Source organism: Pseudomonas sp. H3_C08 (assembly GCF_054669455.1).
This window is the reverse complement of the sequence record NZ_CP162803.1, coordinates 5051148-5068578: the sequence shown is the minus strand read 5'-3', so window position 1 is coordinate 5068578 and position 17431 is coordinate 5051148. Positions and strand designations below refer to the sequence as shown.

Annotated in this window: 17 protein-coding genes; 15 read left to right on the top strand and 2 right to left on the bottom strand. The window is 56.7% G+C overall.

Features of this window, described 5'->3' with window-relative positions; genetic code table 11:
• Window positions 1–4 precede the first annotated feature (4 nt).
• The 13 genes from AB4N74_RS23225 to AB4N74_RS23165 all read left to right on the top strand — a co-directional run bounded on the left by AB4N74_RS23225 (window position 5) and on the right by AB4N74_RS23165 (window position 11690).
• On the top strand, window positions 5–565 hold the full coding sequence (locus AB4N74_RS23225; RefSeq protein WP_320413659.1) for a hypothetical protein: 561 nt from the start codon (window positions 5–7) through the stop codon (window positions 563–565).
• Between the two features lie 129 nt (window positions 566–694).
• On the top strand, window positions 695–1156 hold the full coding sequence (locus tag AB4N74_RS23220; RefSeq protein WP_320413658.1) for an XAC2610-related protein: 462 nt from the start codon (window positions 695–697) through the stop codon (window positions 1154–1156).
• A 20-nt stretch (window positions 1157–1176) separates the two neighbouring features.
• Entirely contained in the window at window positions 1177–2544 is a 1368-nt protein-coding gene (locus AB4N74_RS23215; RefSeq protein WP_320413657.1) for a lysozyme inhibitor LprI family protein, read from the top strand.
• A 138-nt stretch (window positions 2545–2682) separates the two neighbouring features.
• Window positions 2683–4077 carry a TIGR01777 family oxidoreductase gene (locus AB4N74_RS23210; RefSeq protein ID WP_460097333.1) on the top strand — a complete coding sequence of 465 codons (1395 nt, stop codon included), beginning with the start codon at window positions 2683–2685 and terminating at the stop codon, window positions 4075–4077.
• A gap of 9 nt (window positions 4078–4086) precedes the next feature.
• Window positions 4087–6537, top strand: coding sequence for an alpha/beta hydrolase (locus tag AB4N74_RS23205; RefSeq protein ID WP_460097331.1), 2451 nt, complete (start codon window positions 4087–4089; stop codon window positions 6535–6537).
• Window positions 6534–7043, top strand: coding sequence for a hypothetical protein (locus AB4N74_RS23200; protein WP_320336141.1), 510 nt, complete (start codon window positions 6534–6536; stop codon window positions 7041–7043). Before AB4N74_RS23205 ends, AB4N74_RS23200 begins: the two co-directional genes overlap by 4 nt.
• An 86-nt stretch (window positions 7044–7129) precedes the next feature.
• Complete coding sequence (locus AB4N74_RS23195) at window positions 7130–7585, top strand: hypothetical protein (RefSeq protein ID WP_320336555.1); 456 nt, start codon at window positions 7130–7132, stop codon at window positions 7583–7585.
• Between the two features lie 4 nt (window positions 7586–7589).
• Window positions 7590–8453, top strand: coding sequence for a tetratricopeptide repeat protein (locus AB4N74_RS23190; protein WP_320336142.1), 864 nt, complete (start codon window positions 7590–7592; stop codon window positions 8451–8453).
• The gene (locus tag AB4N74_RS23185; protein WP_320336143.1) at window positions 8450–9205 is read left to right on the top strand and encodes a lysozyme inhibitor LprI family protein; all 756 of its coding nucleotides are present in this window, start codon (window positions 8450–8452) and stop codon (window positions 9203–9205) included. The genes AB4N74_RS23190 and AB4N74_RS23185 overlap by 4 nt, the downstream gene beginning before the upstream one ends.
• A 44-nt stretch (window positions 9206–9249) precedes the next feature.
• A complete protein-coding gene (locus AB4N74_RS23180; protein ID WP_320336144.1) occupies window positions 9250–10248 on the top strand; it encodes a hypothetical protein in 999 nt (332 codons plus the stop codon).
• 56 nt (window positions 10249–10304) lie between these two features.
• On the top strand, window positions 10305–10730 hold the full coding sequence (locus AB4N74_RS23175; protein WP_320336145.1) for a hypothetical protein: 426 nt from the start codon (window positions 10305–10307) through the stop codon (window positions 10728–10730).
• Window positions 10731–10909: 179 nt separating this feature from the next.
• Entirely contained in the window at window positions 10910–11491 is a 582-nt protein-coding gene (locus AB4N74_RS23170) for an N-acetyltransferase (RefSeq protein ID WP_460097328.1), read from the top strand.
• A gap of 37 nt (window positions 11492–11528) precedes the next feature.
• On the top strand, window positions 11529–11690 hold the full coding sequence (locus tag AB4N74_RS23165) for a hypothetical protein (RefSeq protein WP_320336147.1): 162 nt from the start codon (window positions 11529–11531) through the stop codon (window positions 11688–11690).
• Between the two features lie 114 nt (window positions 11691–11804).
• Here AB4N74_RS23165 and AB4N74_RS23160 read toward each other — a convergent pair whose 3' ends face one another.
• On the bottom strand, window positions 11805–12176 hold the full coding sequence (locus AB4N74_RS23160; protein WP_077575052.1) for a DUF6124 family protein: 372 nt from the start codon (window positions 12174–12176) through the stop codon (window positions 11805–11807).
• A gap of 584 nt (window positions 12177–12760) precedes the next feature.
• Between AB4N74_RS23160 and AB4N74_RS23155 the strand changes: the two genes are divergently transcribed.
• Both AB4N74_RS23155 and AB4N74_RS23150 read left to right on the top strand, forming a co-directional pair.
• Entirely contained in the window at window positions 12761–13144 is a 384-nt protein-coding gene (locus AB4N74_RS23155; RefSeq protein ID WP_093429655.1) for a helicase, read from the top strand.
• Window positions 13145–13336: 192 nt separating this feature from the next.
• Entirely contained in the window at window positions 13337–15949 is a 2613-nt protein-coding gene (locus AB4N74_RS23150; protein WP_093429656.1) for a hypothetical protein, read from the top strand.
• Between the two features lie 64 nt (window positions 15950–16013).
• On the opposite strand, the gene AB4N74_RS23145 is transcribed toward AB4N74_RS23150, so the two are convergent.
• Window positions 16014–17414, bottom strand: coding sequence for an aminoacyl-tRNA deacylase and HDOD domain-containing protein (locus AB4N74_RS23145; protein WP_016985804.1), 1401 nt, complete (start codon window positions 17412–17414; stop codon window positions 16014–16016).
• Window positions 17415–17431 lie beyond the last annotated feature (17 nt).

Genomic DNA, 17431 nt, shown 5'->3' with positions numbered 1-17431 from the left:
TGTGGTGAATTTCAATAAATATCGTGTTGGTGTCGCAGCATTTCTTTGTGCTTCGGCAATGGCTGCTTCTGCTCAAAATCCCAGCTTGCCTGAAAAAATAGATATCTTGGAATGTGATGGATCGAAGGTGGAGCTTGTATCTATTTGTCAAAATGACACCGTCGCAAAGTCGGAGGATCACAGTGGCCTCCCAGTATGTACAGATCAGATAATCAAGATAAATGGACAAGAGAACCGTCGGAAGGTTGATAAAATATCACAGGTGACCAGCAGCGGATCGAATGTGAAGATACTTTCTAATGTGGTCGTTTCGATGGCTTGTGTTAAAGGGAGCAAGGGAAGCTTAATTTCCATCGGCGGTTACGGCGGCTGTGGTGCGTGCCCTGAGTGGCATGGTTATTATTCGTTAGATGGAAAGTTGGTGAATTACGTTTATAGTAATTCGTTTCGCTCTTTTGGGTCGTTAGGGTCGCGTGACGATTTAATTAATAAGTATGGTGTTAGTAAGAAAGATTTGGTGGATGAAAGTTCTTTTGCAAAAAAAATAACATACCCCGGCCTTTGAAGCTTTGGGGGTGTCAGGGGAGGACTACTGAAAGGTGTCTCTCCCTGTGGTGACGTATATTAGGTGTGCAGATGAAAACTATGAATTGAATTTAGCATCGGTGGGTGCAAGTGGAATTATTGCGAGTTTATGCAATTGAAAAATATCACGCTATTACTGATTTTCCTGATGTGGACGATCCCGGCGTTAGCCGAAACCACCACGTTCAGCCCAACCAAAGGCGTCGAAGCGACGCTGGTTCTCGAAGGCTCCAAGCTGAACATCGCAGTAAAAAGTGAAACGCACAGCGAGTCGCGAACAATCGATTTTGAAGCCGAGAATAAACTCCACATGCAGTTCGACGATTTCAATTTCGACGGCGACAAGGATTTCGCGATCTGGCAGCTCGATGACGGCATGGGCACTTATGACTACTACCGAGTGTTCATTTATCAAGCCAAAACCGGCGTGTTCGAAGAGTTGCAGCCGGACTGCGGCGATGGCTTCGTTAACCTGCGCGTCGACAAAAAACGTAAGGCGTTGCTCAGCACTTACTGGGAAATGAACATACCCAAGCAATGCATCACCCGATTCACCAAACGCAAAACCTGAATGACTCAAGGATGAACACAGTGAACCGTTTTGTTTTTACGCTGCTGGCCACTCTGCTGCTGTCGGTTTCAGCGGTCTATGCGCAGGATGACTGCAGCCAGGTCACCTCAAGTCTGGAAATGGTGCCCTGCTCGGAGGCGGCGAAGAAGGCTGCCGATGCGCAATTGAACGTCAGCTACAAGCAGTTGATGACGCGGCTTGAGTCTGACTATCGAACAGATCCGGCGTTGGGCGCGGAGTACGCGGCGAAGGTCAAGGAGTCGCAACGTGCGTGGTTGAAGTTGCGCGATGCGAACTGCCCTTTGGAAGCATTCGAAATCGAGACTGGGATGCCGGCGCATGTGTTCGCCGTCAACTCGTGCATCGCCAGAATGAGTCGTGAGCGTTCGGCGTATCTGGACAAGATTGTCCCTGCGCTTGCATCCGATAAGAGCGCTTCGACGGCTCCCACCAGCGACGCTTGCCCCTCGGAGGAGTTCGCGCCTTTCCTGACAGCGTTTTCCGCCAACAGCGAATCACAACGCCGTCTCACTGCGATGACGGTCAAGTCCCTGGTGTTGAAACCGGTGGCGGGAAAGGATCGAAGTACCTTTGAACCTTCGACCTCCGGTGTTAGTGGAACAACGTTCACCTACCCGCTGATGGCCGCCATTACACCCGGCAAGACACCTGGAGTCGAGATCGAAGAGGTCGATGACAGTCACGTCAACGTTGTGGATAAACGGGCGGGTAACAGCAATGTGAAAATCTTCAACTTCTCTCGTCAGGCGTGCTGGGTGCTTGAGGGGATTGAGGATTGGTCGATCAACGAAAAGGATCTTGTCGCAACGGACAACCCTGGAATGAGCCGGGCCGAGAACTTCTGTTATCAGCGTGCCGAAGCGTTGGGTGGGCTGGGGTTTCTTGAACAATACCCGCTGACGGTGGAGTTGATTGAAGCGTCGCTGGAAAATTTTGTGTGTGCTGCAGAATCGGGTGATGCACAGGCGAGCCTGTCGGCGGCAAGCCTAAGCCTTTCGCAAATGGCGTCTCAGTTGGAAACCGCTAAGGTTGAGGCGCTGTTCAAAGCGGCCTCGAAAATACCGAGTGGCGCGTTGGCCTATGCCACGTTTTTTTGTGTCGGAAACTCCACCGACTATAGCGGCCCTTGCCTCCATCCCGAGCAAGCGAAAGAGCAGGTCATTCGGGCGATCACCATGGGTTCCACAGACGCGATGAATTATCTGGCCTCGACCTTTGAAGGTGGCGAGCTTGGAACGAAGGATATGTCCCGAGCGTTAGCCTGTTATCAAATGGCGGCTGACAAAGGTAATCAGTTGGGCATCTTCAACGTGGAGCGATTGGGATCGCAGGGCACTGAACCGATCAAGGCCAGTCACTGCATCTGAAATGCCGGGTCATGTCTGATGCGTTTTCGCAGTCGTTGAGTCTGAATACGTCCGGTAAAACGTTTAGTTTTTGAGCATCTGACGACCGCGATTTTCCTTTAAACTCCCCACCCCCAAGGAATGCGCTCAGGACACGGAATGCCAGTCCCCTCGAACTCCCTTCGCCAAGCGTTGGTGCTCTGGCTATACGCCGCCGCAATCGTGCACATTCTCGCCGGTCTCACCCTGACTTGGGCTGGTCATTCCGGATTACTCGACGGCTATCTGCACGTTCTCGAACTGTCGTTCTGGGGCACCGACGCAGTACCCGCCGCCGGCCACGAACAACAGGTCTGGTGGCTCGCGCTGTTCGGCGCGACGCTGCAAAGTTATTCGCTGTACATGCTCGCGCTGGTGCACATCGGCAATCGTTCGAAAGCGCCGATGGTGTGGGGCTGGTTGATGGGCGGCATCCTGTTATGGGCGCCGCAGGACATGTGGCTCTCGGCGCAACAACAGGTCTGGTCGCACCTGTGGCTCGACGGTTTTGCGCTGCTGGTGCTGTTGCCGCCGCTAATCTGGCTGTATCGCCATGACCGCAAAAAATCCCGTCCAGAAAAAGCACCGAACGAGTCCAACCCGTTTACCGGCAGCGCCTACAAACGAGTGCTGATCACCGGTGGAACCGGGTTTATTGGCGAGGCGGTGGTCAATCAATTACTCGACGCCGGCCACACCGTGAGTGTGCTGGCACGTGATCCATTGAAAGCAGCCAATCTGTTCGGCGGTCGCGTTCGCAGCGTGCAGTCCCTGAGCGAACTCAGCCACGACAATTCCTTCGATGTAGTGATCAATCTCGCCGGCGCTCCCGTCGCCGGCCCACGCTGGACTCCTAAGCGTCAGGCGCAACTGCTCGCCAGCCGAGTCGGCACCACCGAAGCGCTGATGACCTGGCTGAAGAACACCAAGCACAAACCCGCCCTATGGATTCAAGCCTCGGCCATCGGCTTCTACGGCGTACGCGATGCCAGCGAAGGCCTCGACGAACACGCCAGCAAGGGTGACGGTTTCATGGCCGAACTCTGTGCGCGTTGGGAAGCCGCCGCGCAACCGGCCACTGAGTTTGGCGTGCGTCAGGTGGTGCTTCGCCTCGGCGTAGTGTTCGGCCCCGGCGGTGCGTTGACGCCACTGTTGCTGCCGTTCCGCTTGGGTTTCGGCGGGCGCATGGGTGATGGTCGGCAGATCATGAGCTGGGTGCATCGCGACGATGTGCTTCAGGTGATCGCGCGGGCGTTCAACGACGACACTCTGCGCGGCACCTACAACATGGTCGCGCCCGAAACGGTCAGTCAGGCAGCGTTCGCCGAGCAGGCCGGCAAGGTCCTCAAGCGTCCGGTGTGGTTGCACATTCCCGCCGCGCCAGTGCGTGCAATGGCGGGGGAGATGGCGCAGTTGTTCTTCGACGGTCAGCGCGTGGTGCCACAGCGTTTGACCGAGACCGGCTACACATTCCGCTATCCAACCCTCGACGCCGCTCTGCGCGATCTGACCTGAGGATCGTCCATGAGCAAGCCGTTGATGTACCTGCTGGCCGGCAACGGCAGCGCTGCCGATTGGTGGGATGACGCACTGCCGCACTTCCAGCGCTACGACGTGGTACCGCTGGAGTTGCCGGGCTTCGGCGCCAACCCGCAGCCACCCTGCGAAGATCTGGCGGACTACGCGCAGACCTTGCTGGCGATGACGGAGCAGGGCAGCGCGATCATGGCGGTCGGGGTCAATGCGTTGCTGGTGCTGCATGCGTTGCAACGTCGTCCCGGGCACTTTTCCCGCAGCGTTTTGTTGGCGCCGGTGGGTGCGTTTCTGTGGCAGCGGCGCTTGCCGGCACTGATGTCGCCGCTGCCGATCCGCAAGACTATTCACTGGCTGCTATCGAACAAACCCACGCTGTTTGCTCGCAAGTTTTCCAACCAGACCTGGACGCCCGCGCAGTACCAGCGCATGGGCGCCGGCTATGCGCGCTGCCGTGCGTTTGTGCCGCACTGGGATCTGATTCGCGCCGATACTGCGCTGCCGCTGCTGGAGTGGATCACCGATCCGGTCGAGTTGGTTTGGGGCGATCAGGACGCAGTACTCGGCATCGAGCAAGCGGCGGCATGGTCGGCGATTCTCGCCCGCGCTGATCTGACCATCAGCCTCAAATCTGGGTGGGGTCATTACCCGTGGATCGACTCGCCTGCGCAGTTCGCACAGTGGCTGGAGTCGGGCGAGCGCGGGTTTGTCGCGCACACCAAAGGCGGGCGTTTGCGCCTGGCTGAACTGGCGGGGCAAGCGGTGCCGGCAGCGCTGACGCTCAACGATTGCAGCGATCCGCGTCTGCCAGCATTTCTCGCTGCTCAACCTGATGTGACCTGGGCGGTGCGCTCCTCCAGTTATGGCGAAGATCAGGCCGATTCGGCGAATGCCGGTTTGAGCACCACCTATCTGCGCGAGCCGTCCGCCAATGTGCCGAAACGCATCGCCGAACTGACGGCCGAAGGCGTCGAGGAAGTGGTGGTGCAACGCTTCATCACGCCGATCGTTTCCGGGATCGCTTTCGTGCGCCATCTCTCGGTAGAACTGGAGTGGGTTGAAGGCCATCTCGAATCGCTGGCCGACGGTCACGTCAGCCCCTCACGGGCAACGCTTTCGCGGCTTGGCGATGCGTGGCGAAGCGGCACGTTCACGCCGTCCCACGGTTTTACCGAAGACCTGCTCTGGCGCTTTCTGCAAGACGTGCTGCGCGTGTTCCACTACGTGCCCGGCGACGTCGAATGGGCCTGGGATGGCTCGCAACTCTGGCTCCTGCAATGCCGGCCGATCAGCGACTACGGCTGGCGCCGGCACCTGACCGCCGCGAACATCGCCGAGATCCTGCCGCCGCAACCGAGCGTGCTGGTGGAATACGCCCAGCGCCGAGCAGCCGCGAGTATTCCGGCGATCATGGCGCGTTGGGATGCGCGAGTGTTGCAGGACAACGAGCCGTTCACCGCGGTGTTCGGCGGCGCGTCCTATATCAACAATGATCTGTTTCTTGCCCGGCTGGCCGACTGGGGCATCAGCGCCGCGAACTACGCCGGTGAAGTCGGTGGCGCGACTCCGCATTTGCCATGGCAACCGCTGAAGATGCTGCGTTCGTTGCCGCTGTTTTTGCGTATGCAACGCAAGGCTCGCGGGCATTTGCTGAACCTTGAAAGCGGCTTACACCGGTTCGACCGGGAGCTGGCCGAGCTCGTCGTGCAAGCTGCCGATGACCAGCAATTGGCAGACTGGTTCACCCGGTTTTACGTGTTCGTGGTGCAAGGCAATCTGTGCATCGCCACGGCGCTGGCCAGTAGTGGCGGCGACTGGCTTGGGCGCCCGCCGACCGCGTACGACAACCTTGAAAACAGTCCTCACCGCTTGCCTTGGGAAACCGATCCGGCCACCCCTCGACCCGCGTCGAGCGAACTGCCGCTACAGTCATTCCCGCAATGGCCAAATCTGATCCGCCTCGCGCATTCGAGCGGTCTGCCGGGCCTACGCGGTTATTACCTGCAAGTGCGCGAGTGGTACCGCGACAACCTCATGCGCATCTTCTTCCGCCTGCACCACGCCATGCCGCTGGCGGATCGCGAACATTGGTTTGCACCGCACCCCGATGTGCGCACCCGCGATGGCAGCTTTTGGCAGGACGGTCGTGAAGGTGCGGAGCTGGCCACCGGATTCATGATTTATCCGGGGCAGGTGCAGGGCATCCTCGGCGCCGACATCCTGCTCGAAGACACCCTCGATCCGGGGCGACATGCGCATTACAAGGCGGCGCGGGCGGTGATTGCGCGGATGGGCGGGAGGTTGTCGCATGGCTCGACGTTGCTGCGCGAATTGCGCAAACCGTCGGCAGTGATGCCGCAGGTGGATCCGGCGTGGGTGGGGCGTGAGGTGTTGTTTCGGGATGGCGAGTTGGAGTTGATCAAATCGAAGGATATGAAGTGAAACGATTGCTGGTGTTATGTGTGAGCTGGTTGCCGATAGCGGTTATGGCGGCAGATGTTTGCAATCAGGAAGCTGACTCAAAATATTTCTTATCGCAATGGTCGCAGAGCAGTGAACATCCGGAAGACATACTTTCCAGTCTCGATGGAAAAGAGTTTTCTATCGATCCGGGCCACGTGGTTTTTCGCGGCGATCTAAATGGCGATGGCATCCAAGACTTCATCTTCAATTCCCGCGTCGGCATTGGCTCATCAATGGATAGCACATTTGCCTTCCTGATCCAGTGCCGTGGTTATTTGAGGTATTCGGGCGGCGATTACTTCGCCGGGGTCAAAGTTCTGGACGGCCCACCCAAGGGGGGAGGTGAGTTCAAGGACATCGAGATCTACTCCTACATCAGGGACAGGCGCGGGCGGATTCGCTACAAGGGTGAAAAGGCCATGACCCGGCCACATCTGTGGCAATTCGACCCGCAGACACAGCGTTACGAAGGGCAGGCTGAGTAAGCCGACGGTCCCCACGGCATTTACGGAGTTACTACGTGAAAGGATTTTCAGTTCTTCTCGGCAGCTTGATATTGGCTGCCGCGTCCATGGCATTCGCTGCCGATCCAACCTTCAAGGATTACACCGTCACGCCAGTTTTCACCGGCCCCAACCATAAGCTGGTGCCGCAAGAAAACAGCAGCCCAATGATGGATCAGGCACGGGTGCAAGCCCTGAAAGGCAAGGTCAACTTCGCCGGCCATTACATCCTGCACAGGCTCGGCTGTGGCGGCAGCGCCATTTGCGGCGAAGTGCTGGACGCTCAGACTGGGGAAGTCGTTGGCGGTCTGCCGAATGCTTACGACGGCAGCACGTTCGGCATGGTTTACCAGCCCGACAGCCGCTTGATCAGCGTGTCCGGCATCACGCTCGACGGCGAAGAAGATGCGCAGGGGAATGCTTTGGAAAGTGGTAACCGGGACCGTTACTACGAGTTTGTGAACAATGAATTTCGACTGCTGAGCATGATCGACGTTGAATCGTCGCCGATGGATGAGGAGTGAGTGGATGAACCGTCTTCTCGCGGGCAGCCTTAAGTGGTTGATGATTGTCATGAGCCTGACAGCTTCAGCCAATGCCTTGTCTGAAAATATTCAGATCGTGGGGGTTGGCGGGCACTTAGTGACATTGAAGGACAAGACATGGGGCAGGCCTGCTGCGGAGGCGGCGGTTGCCTCGTTTACCGCCAATGGAAAAACGTTTCCCCTCTATGTACCCGCGGTGGGTACTGAAACGCATGAGGCTTGGTTAAGTCCCGACAAGAAAACATTGCTCCTCCTTCAGACTCTGTATGGCGTTGTCATTGGCCAGGAGGGTGAAGAAATCCCGACAGAGGAAACTGGTTGCGGGGTCATTTCGATGGAGACCGGTTGCGTGCTCAGTCAGCCGGCAGCCAGGTTTTGCTACGGCAAGTGGGAGGGCAATCGGTGGACTTCCGGGGAAGAGGATGCGCCTGACCTCGTCATGCAGACGCCGTCTCCAAAGGACTTATTGAAGCAGGTCTCAAATATTGAGATGCCGCAATCTCGCGTGGAAGAACTCGCATTCAATCTTCGCACTATAAGTCCAGAGTCCTATATGGCTTGTCACCCACCGGCGCGCAATGTTCAAGCTTTTAACGACTTGGCTTTCTACTTGGCCGAGGGCGGTAACGATGAGCTGGCGCTGAAGTTTTATCGCGGCGTTGAGGCCGTTGGTAAACGCACGGTACTGATGTTGAACATCGCCGATTCACTCTGGCGCCTTGATCGGAAAGAAGAAGCGCAGCGTTATTACCGCGAGTACCGCGACGCGATGAGCGCCGACGGCAAGGCGCAGAAAATTCCGCAAAGAGTGATTGAGCGAACTGCACATCAGGGAATGAAAAATTGAACAGGATTGTCCGTTTTATCGCATTGCCTCTTGGAACGCTGTGCGCATCAATCGCGCATGCCGAGGACACCTGCAAAGTCATCAACGTGAGCTGGCAATACGATGAGTGCTTGGAGGCCGACCGCAAGAATGCCGACGCACGACTCAATGCCAGCTACAAAAAACTGATGTCGCGGTTTGAGTCCAGCCCCGAACCGGAACTGACCAAGACAAATATGGCCGCAGCCAAAGAGTCGCAACGTGCCTGGATCAAATTGCGTGACACCACCTGCCCCCTCGAAACCACGGCTGTCGCACCCGGTTCGCAGGCTTATTCCCAAGTACTCAATAAGTGCATCACCAGAATGAGTCTGGAGCGTGCCGCCTACCTGGATGCGATTGCGCCTGATGGCCCGAGTGATGTGGTCGATGTGGCCAAGGTTTCTGCATCGGCCTCGCAACGTTTCGGCGATGTGGTAGCTCGCTACGTCACTACGTTTGGCAACCCTTGCCTCAATGTCCAGCTTCTCGCGCCCGATGGCAATTGGCGAGTGCTGGCGTCCAAGCGGTTCTGCAGTTTCGAGGGCAAGTCGTTTTGGGATGGCTATGCCAGTGCGGTGTTTGAGGATCATGCGTTCGCTACTGATGGTTTACACCTGACGCTCAGCTTGTTCGAGCTTCGTGGGGAAAGAGAGAAGCGGCTCGCTTGTGTGATACCGATCCAGAATGAGCAAATCAAAGAGCTGAAGTGCGGCGCAGCCGAGTCATCGTGAAACCATCAGCATTAACATTCGAAGATTGATCAACAGGGAAGTGAGTGGAATTGGCCAAGCTCTTAAGTTGTATGAGTGCGCTCGGATTCATGGTTGCCTTGTTGGCTCAGCCGGCATTAGCGAGTGACCCACAAACCATCGGTGAGCTGCATCCGCCTGTAGTTGCCTCGCTCGGTGATCAAAAAATCACCGTGTTCTTTTTGAAGAACAACCTCAAAGGTCAGGTGAGGGAAGGGCATGTTCCTTACGCCGAGATCTTCTACACCACCACGAATGCAGTGAAGCCTTCGCTGAATTATGTGTGGAAGGTCGAAGGTGAGCAGATCGCCTCGGTGTTCTTCTTTGAACGCAAATTCCCGGAGCAAGCGGGGAAGTCCATGTTTGTTCTGACAAAACAAAAAGTCTCGCACAGTCAATTCGAAGGTGATTCCTATTCGGTGCTGGAATTGCCACTGGTGAAGGACGGCGAACAATTGGCTTTGCGGTTTTTTAGCGGCGACCCACCAGATCCCGAGCTTGAGAACTGCCTCGACGGTCGAAATCTGGCGGATGATGTAAAGGTCGAATGTGCTTACAAGAATGCGACCAGCATTAAAAAGCGCTTGGCAGACTTGGATGCAAAGATAATTGCGGATTCAAAACTGCATCAGGACAACGGCCAGAATCTACTCAAAGCCGAGGTTGATACGTCCAATGTTGCTTGCCCTTCGACCGACTTTTCAGCGTTCCTCTCAGCTTTCTCCGAACGCGCAGATGTGCAAAAAGCCTTCGTACAACGACCGCTGAGAATGGCCACGACCGTGGCCGGCGATCCTGAGCCTGAGATGGAAAAACGCAGTCTCAGCGGCGATCAACTTAAGTTTCCTGTCATTCCGGATCAAGCAAAGCGAGAGGCCCAGGGCCTGACGTTGACCGTCAAGGAAGCACGGGACAAAAAAGCGATCGCGATCCTGCAGAAGCCGGATACCGACTATGTCTTCGAATATCGGTTTGTTCGTGGGCAGTGTTGGCGGCTGGAAGAAGTGGCGGATTATTCGCTTTAGAAACGCCGGCGTTCATCGGCATAAGCGCATTCAACAGAACGGGTTCAGAGGGATTTGTGAAGAATTTATTTTTAGTGCTGTTGATGGTGTTGCCGTTGGCGGCCCACAGCGAAGTTTCTACACAGGTAAGGTGCTTCCATTCGCTGGAAGGCAAAAACATCAATTTTGAGTTCAGAACCTATTACGACGTGGACGCCAAATGGAGCGGCGCAAGTGTCAGGTACAGCAAGTCGAAGAAAGCTATTGCTTTGGTTCATCACCGAACCGAAGAGTACGTCATGACGGAGAGCGGGCCCTACGAATTCACGACGACTTGGGTGGAAGTTTCAGACGGTGCGGTGACGGGACAGTATGTCATTGCAACGCAAGGCGCTCGGGTGAACTCGATGCGCTACACGAATTATAAATCCGGCAAACAGTATTCGTTCGATGAAGATTTCAGCATCGAGGCCTCCCCGGAGACGGGTTGTGAGTGGGGATAAAATCTTCAAGAAAGGGGACTTAACGTCCCCTTTTTTCATCCGCAAATCTCGCTATGGCGTGACTCAATCTCACCCCGTCCTGACGTTGAGCGATGGTGTAAGTGGCTAAGGCTAGAGGGCCGCGGATTGCTCGGACCATATAATCAATGTCAGGGTATTTCTGTTGATGTTCAAAAGCCTTGAAACGCCGCTACGCTCTCGACCTTGAAAGTTGCCAGTGGTTGTCCATGTCCAAGAGTCGAGGGAACGGGTATCGCTACCAGATCTGGCGATCTGAAGCGCGCAAGGCAGCGGAAGATCTGGCGCGTGGGAACCAGAACCTCATAACCAGAGGTATTGATACAACTCGAATTCAATACGAGCCCATTACTCCCGTTGCCATCGAAGCGGCCGATCTTTGGGGAGATGAGGCTACCTTGTACCCGTGGCACGATGTGCATCAATGGAAGCAAGCAGACACCCGTGGTTTTGACGTCTCGCTTTGGTTCGACCAAGAATTATGTGGGTTATGTTATGCGTCGCCTCGCAAGAGCAAGCTGTGCATCAAGATTGTGATTCTGGAGGGTAAGCCGGACAGATCTCATCCGTTGCGAGGCACCGTGGCTGCTTTGGCATTAACCGCGATTGAAAACTACGCGATCTTGATTGGCTGTACGGAAATTGAAGTTCAAGAACCAGCCGCCACTGCTATACCGTTGTATGAGAGTTTAGGGTTTGGCTTTGATCCGACGGGCCGGCTTGTTATTGGGGTTGAGCGGTAATACTATCCAGTCAAATTTCGAGACCCGAGAGGTTTCCATGAAAAAGACCAAACATGAACCCAAGCCTATGATGGCTGCTCGGTTCCAGGCCGAAGCTCGTGAAGTCTTGGCCAAGCGTTCCGGTAAGCGCAGCCGTTTTCTGGATGTTGCGTTGGCCAAAGGTTCTGATTTTGAGCCTGTTGGTCGACTGGCCGGCTGACGGTTTCGGATTCTCAAAAAAGCTGCCGTGATTGGCAGCTTTTTTTCGTCTGGATTTCTACAGACAGTTGCAGAAAGGGGACTTAACGTCCCCTTTTTTCATCCGCAAATCTCGCTACGGCTTGGCCGCCACGCTTCGCACTTCTATCTGGTCGAGCGTCCCTTCCACCATCAATCTCACCCCGTCCGCCATTCTGCTCAGGGCCAGCGCCACCGAGCGGCGGGAGCCGTGGAGGTCGTCGGCGAGGTCGCAGGCGATGACGCTGATGGACAGGAGGTCTTCGGAGGCGTTGGCCATGAGGGCTTCGGCGTCGGTGCCGGGGGAGAGTTTGAAGAGGCCGTTCTCGCGTTTGGGGTGTGGATCGACGGCTGGTTTGAAATGGTGATCGAGGGCGCGCTCGGCGGCTTCGTGGAATTTCTTTGATTCCAGAGATTCGTAGGGCGAAATATCCGGGTTTTCTGGGGGATTGGGTGTTGGTTTGATCATTCGGTCTTACTCCAGTTTAAGGAGCCGACACCGTTTCGCTCGCACTTCGAAAGTGGTGGCAGCTGTGCATAGGTGTGCAAGACCGGTGGAGTAACCCGGCAGACCCGAAGGCCTCCCATACACAGCCGCCATAACGATCCGCGAGCATAGGAAAACGCTCGGCGAATTGCCATAACCAATGTGTACTCCAACCGGACTTGCACGTCCGTATCGCCAATCTGCGGCGACACACAGAGCCTATCGATAGCCAGCCAACTCGCCTAGTTCATGGACCGCACCGCACTTTGCAGGAAATTTCCCATAGATTCGCGGGGCGGAAGATCAAAGGATCGCAGGCTTCGCCAACTCCTACAGGGATGTGTTTCAACAGGTGTAGTAAAGGTGAGTGGGGAGACGCGGAGCGGCTCGAGATGCATTCCCACGCGGAGCGTGGGGACGATCAGTCGGCGAGCGCTGAATCGTGACTTGGCGGTCATCGTGCGGGAAATAGTCTGCATCATCCTCCAACAGAGTCAGATAGTGGCGTTATCGTCCGAATCCCTTACACTGCCCCGGCCGTTCATTTTCCTTTTGAGGCTGTGCGCATGAAATTTCGTTTTCTTCTGTGGATGATGGGTTTGTTGATGGGTAAGGCCAGCCGGACAAATCCTGCGTTCCAGCAGCAGTTGGGTGACAAGGATCTGGTATTTCAGCTACAGACGCTGGACGGGAAAGTGGCGCGGCATTTCGTGGTCAAGGATCAGCGCATCACCAGCAAGTCTGGCGTGGTCGCAGAGCCGGCGTTTGCGATTGCGTTTAAAGATGCCGGTTATGGCTTTGCGACGATGCAGGCGAAGAACAAGCAGTTGGCGTTTATGCAGGGCATTCAGGACAAGTCGATCCAGCTTAAGGGCAACCCTGCGCTAGTGATGTGGTTTCAAGGGTTGATGAAGTATTTGAAACCAAGAAAGGTGAAGGCTAAAGCTTAGGAAGTCGCTGGCTAGAACAAACCCATGCACGCGCACTGAATAACGGTGCGCTTGTCTTGTAAGGCCATCATTGTGGCTCGCAAAGACTGCCGGACTGTCATTTCTATCAGGTGTTTCGTGCACAGTCGCGATGTTCTACTCAAGTTCCAGTTCCGGCATTAAGGGACTTAACTGACTTGATGGAGCAAGCTCATGACGCAGACACACAGTATTTCGATCCCTGGGTCTCTCGATCCGACATTTGCTCAGGATGGCGTGCTGACCTTACCGATACCTGGTATCGCGGGCGACGAAGCGGCGGCGGTCCTGGCGCTCCCCGATGCAAAATTACTCGTTGCGATACCTTTAACGGGAGCGAATGCCCCGGTTGCCATTGCGAGGCTGAATGACGACGGTTCGCTGGACGAAACCTTCGGTCCGGCGCGCAGAGGTTTTGTTGAAATAGCGCTGGAAGGGGCTCGGATCAGCTATGTATCCGGTCTCGATGCGCTTGAGGATGATGGTTGGCTGATACACCTTCAATATTCCTCGACTACCTCCAATGACGTTGGCCTTGCACTGGTCCGCCTGAAAAATACCGGTGAACTGAACGACGCGTTCGGCACCAACGGCATGCGGTTTATCTCCCATTACGGCAATCCCCATCCCGCTAGCGTGCCGCGTGAGGCAAGTCACCCGAACACCGGATCCTCACAGACTGCCCGCGTCCCATCACGATCAACGGCCCGGCAGGTGGATGGCAAAATCGTCCTGCTCCATTTAGTGTTTTTTGATGATGCACCACTGCCAGCGGGTGTTGTGATTCGTCTGCTAGCGGATGGCTCACTCGATCAATCATTCAACGGTTCAGGCTATGTGGTTGTGGATGTCGCCACATCGAATAACGTCTACGGCATCACCATTCAAGCCGATGGCAAGGTGCTGGTCTGCGGTTCATACCAGGACGGATCGGGAGGTCGTGGAGTTTTTCTGGCGCGTCTGGACGCCAGTGGCGCGCCGGACAGTCAATTCAACAACGGTGTGGCCGTGTTGATGCCCAACGATGAAGGCGAGAGTTTTCTGCAGTCGATTTCGGTACGTGAAGGCGATGGCAGGATTATCGTCGCGGGCCGAGCCCAGCGTGGTGGTCTCGACGGTGGGTTGATCGCTGCATTCACGACCAGCGGCGCGGCCAACCTTGTGTTCAATGGTGGCAAGCCGCTGTTTTCGCCGTTACTAAAAGGGTTGGCGTGGACGCATACCTCGCAGGTGGGTGGTTCGATCGCTGTTGTCGGTCAGGGTGAATCAGCCATGGTGACGGCGCGTTTCCTTGCTGATGGAAAACCGGATACGGCTTTCAACGGTACGGGTCATGCGTTGTTTGAAGACAGCGCAGGGGCAGCCTTTGCGCGAGGTGTCACCGTTATGACGGACGGCCGGATCGTGGTGTGCATCGAGCTCTCCGTCTACGCTGATCCTTCCAAAGTCCCTGGCCGTATCGTGCGCTATCTGGCGGGTGCGCCGTCTTTAAATAACGATCCGGCTTTTGGTGATGGCGGCATCCTCAGATTTCCATTCCCCGGATTCTCGGGATATGACGTCAGGGCGCTGCTGGCGCTGCCGCAAAACAAATTGCTGGTTGCCGTTCGCCTTTCAACGCCCGGTACACCTACGCGGATCGTTCGTCTGCTTGAAGACGGTGCTCTCGACTCAGCTTTCGGTGGAGAAGGCTCCGGCTATGTCGAGATCAGGCTGAAAGAAAATTTTTTCATGAGCCGGATCCTCGGGTTTACACCGCTGAGCGATGGCGGCTGGCTGGTTCGTGCTCAGTACACGGAAGAGGGCGCGAATAACTCGACGGGCCTGGTGCTGGTCAGACAGCGCGAGGACGGGCAACTGCAGACGTCTTTCGGGGAACAAGGTGTGCTCTATCTTCCCTACGCGAAGATGGGCGGCGGCGGATATACCGGGGTGGTGCAAGCGTCTGCCAGCGGTGCCGCAGGGAATGGCGCAGCAGGGATGGTCGCTCAACAACTGGACGAAAAAATCGTCGTGGTCAGTAACGTTGAGGATGCTTCCGGCCGGACAAAAGGTATCGTTCTGAGGTTCGAGCCGAATGGCTCACCCGATACGACCTTCAACGGCACCGGCTTTGCGTTCGTAGAGCTTGCAGATATTTCGCCTTTGGACATCGTTGCGCAAGCGGCGGCAACCCAGGCTGACGGCGCCGTGGTGATCTGCGGCAATTATTTTGCGGTGAGTGCGCATGGCGCCTTCGTTACTCGTTTCGACGCTACGGGTAAGGTTGACACAGGTTTTGGAATCAAAGGCGCGGTGGACGTGCCCCACGATCAATGGATAAGCCTGGACGTTGCGGCAATCGTCGACGACAAGATTGTTGTGGCCGGCGGTGCGGCGGTGGAGGGCGTCTCTCAGGGCTTGATTGCGGTGCTCAATCTCAGCGGCTCCTACAATCGGGTGTTCAATGATGGTCAACCACTGATTTCGTCACCTGTGTCCCAAGGCGTCAGATGGTTGCATTGCGTGCCGCGTACGGACGGTTCAGTCATCGTTTGCGGTAACAGTGGCACTGGCGCGCTTGACGAGAATCTCAGCGCGGTCACCGCACGCTTTCTGGCGGATGGTTCTCCAGACTCCTCTTTCTTTGGTTCGGGATTTACCGTTTTCAATGAAAGCGCGGGTTTCGAATACCCCCACGGCATGGCGGTAATGGACGATGGGCGCATCGTGGTGGGCGGAGTGTATTTCACCGACTCTGGGTACGATAAAGGCTGGGTGATCCGTTACCTGGACAAGTCGGCTTAAGCCGCAGGTTGGCCCATCGCGGGCAAGCGTCGCTCCAACTGGAGGTCGCTTGCCCGCTTTGCATTCAGGCCTGGCTGAACTGCGAAGCCAGTTCGCGCAGCAGCACTTCAGCCTCAAGCACTTTGCTAACCACGTCATTGGCCTTGTCGCGGGTCAGGCCCACACGCTCAAGCAGCGCGTCGGGGATGTCTTCATCCGGACCGGAGCCAATCCCGCGGCTGCGCAGCAGGCGCACAGCCAGGCAAACGAGGTTCGGGTATTCAGCATAAGCGCCGTCGTAGCTTGGGTCGTGCTGGAAGCGCAGAGCGGTGGCCAGTTCATCGGGCATGTCCCAGTAGCGCATCAGCCACGAGCCGATCTGTTCACGGCTGATACCGAGCAGGTGTTGCTCGATGTAGCTGTGGCACAGGTGCGGGTTGACCTCCAGGTGGCGGCAGATCAGCGAGAAGTGCGGCGGAAAGACGTGGGCCAGCAGCAGGTAACCGAAGTTGTGCAGCAGACCGGCCAGATACGTCAGGCCGGCTTCCGGGCGCTGGGCGCGCGGCATGGCGCGGGTCAGGCCTTCGATGACGGCGGCGGTGTAGATCGACTGCTGCCAGTACGGCGTGGTGTGTTGCGGGTGGTCTTTGGGCAGGCTCAGGGTCTTGCCGAGGGCCAGGCCCAGCGCAAGGTTGATCACCAGATCAAAACCGAGCACGCGGACGATCGCGTCTTCCACCGAACGAATCTTGCCCGGCGAGGCGTAGTACGGCGACGCCGCCCAGCTCACCACTTGCGCGGCCAGCGCCGGGTCGGTTTCAACCACGCCGGTGATGTCGTCGATGGTGGCGTTGGGGTCGACGCGCAGTTTGATGATTTTTTGTGCGGTTTCGGCCAGCGGCGGAATCTCGATGGTCGCTTCCAGACGTTGCTGAATGCGCCGCGCGGTGAACGCTTGCACGGCCTGGGTGATTTCCTCGCGGTCATCGTCCGGGCGGTCGAGGTTCGGACGGATGCTGCTCAGGGCTTCGCCGAAGTTAGCGGCGCTGGCCTTGGTCAGCATGGTCTTGAAGTCTTCGCTGGCGATTTCCAGCAGCAGGCCCGGCTCACCGGAGTTGATCAGCAACTTCGGTTCGCGCAGGAGGCTTTCTTCGTAGAGGCATGGCGAACTGGTCAGCGCCGGCAGGCCCGGCAACAGGCTCAGGCTGTGTTTGCCGAGCATCTTTTCCAAGCGCTCGGTCGACACAGCGGTGAGGCGCCGGCCCGTCAGTTCGGCGAGGCGATTGAGGTCGAGCAATTGGCTCTGCGGAAACAGCACCATCAGCGCGCCGACGGCGTCGTCCAGCAACACGGCTTGTACCTTGCGCGATGCATTGAGGCCGTGGTGGTCGAGCACTTCTTCGTAGGCGATCCCGAGTTTGCCTAGCAGCAGCCGAATGACAGACGGCGCGTGCGGGGATTCGGGGGCGAGAGCGGCTTCGGTCATGGTCTGTATCCGTTTTT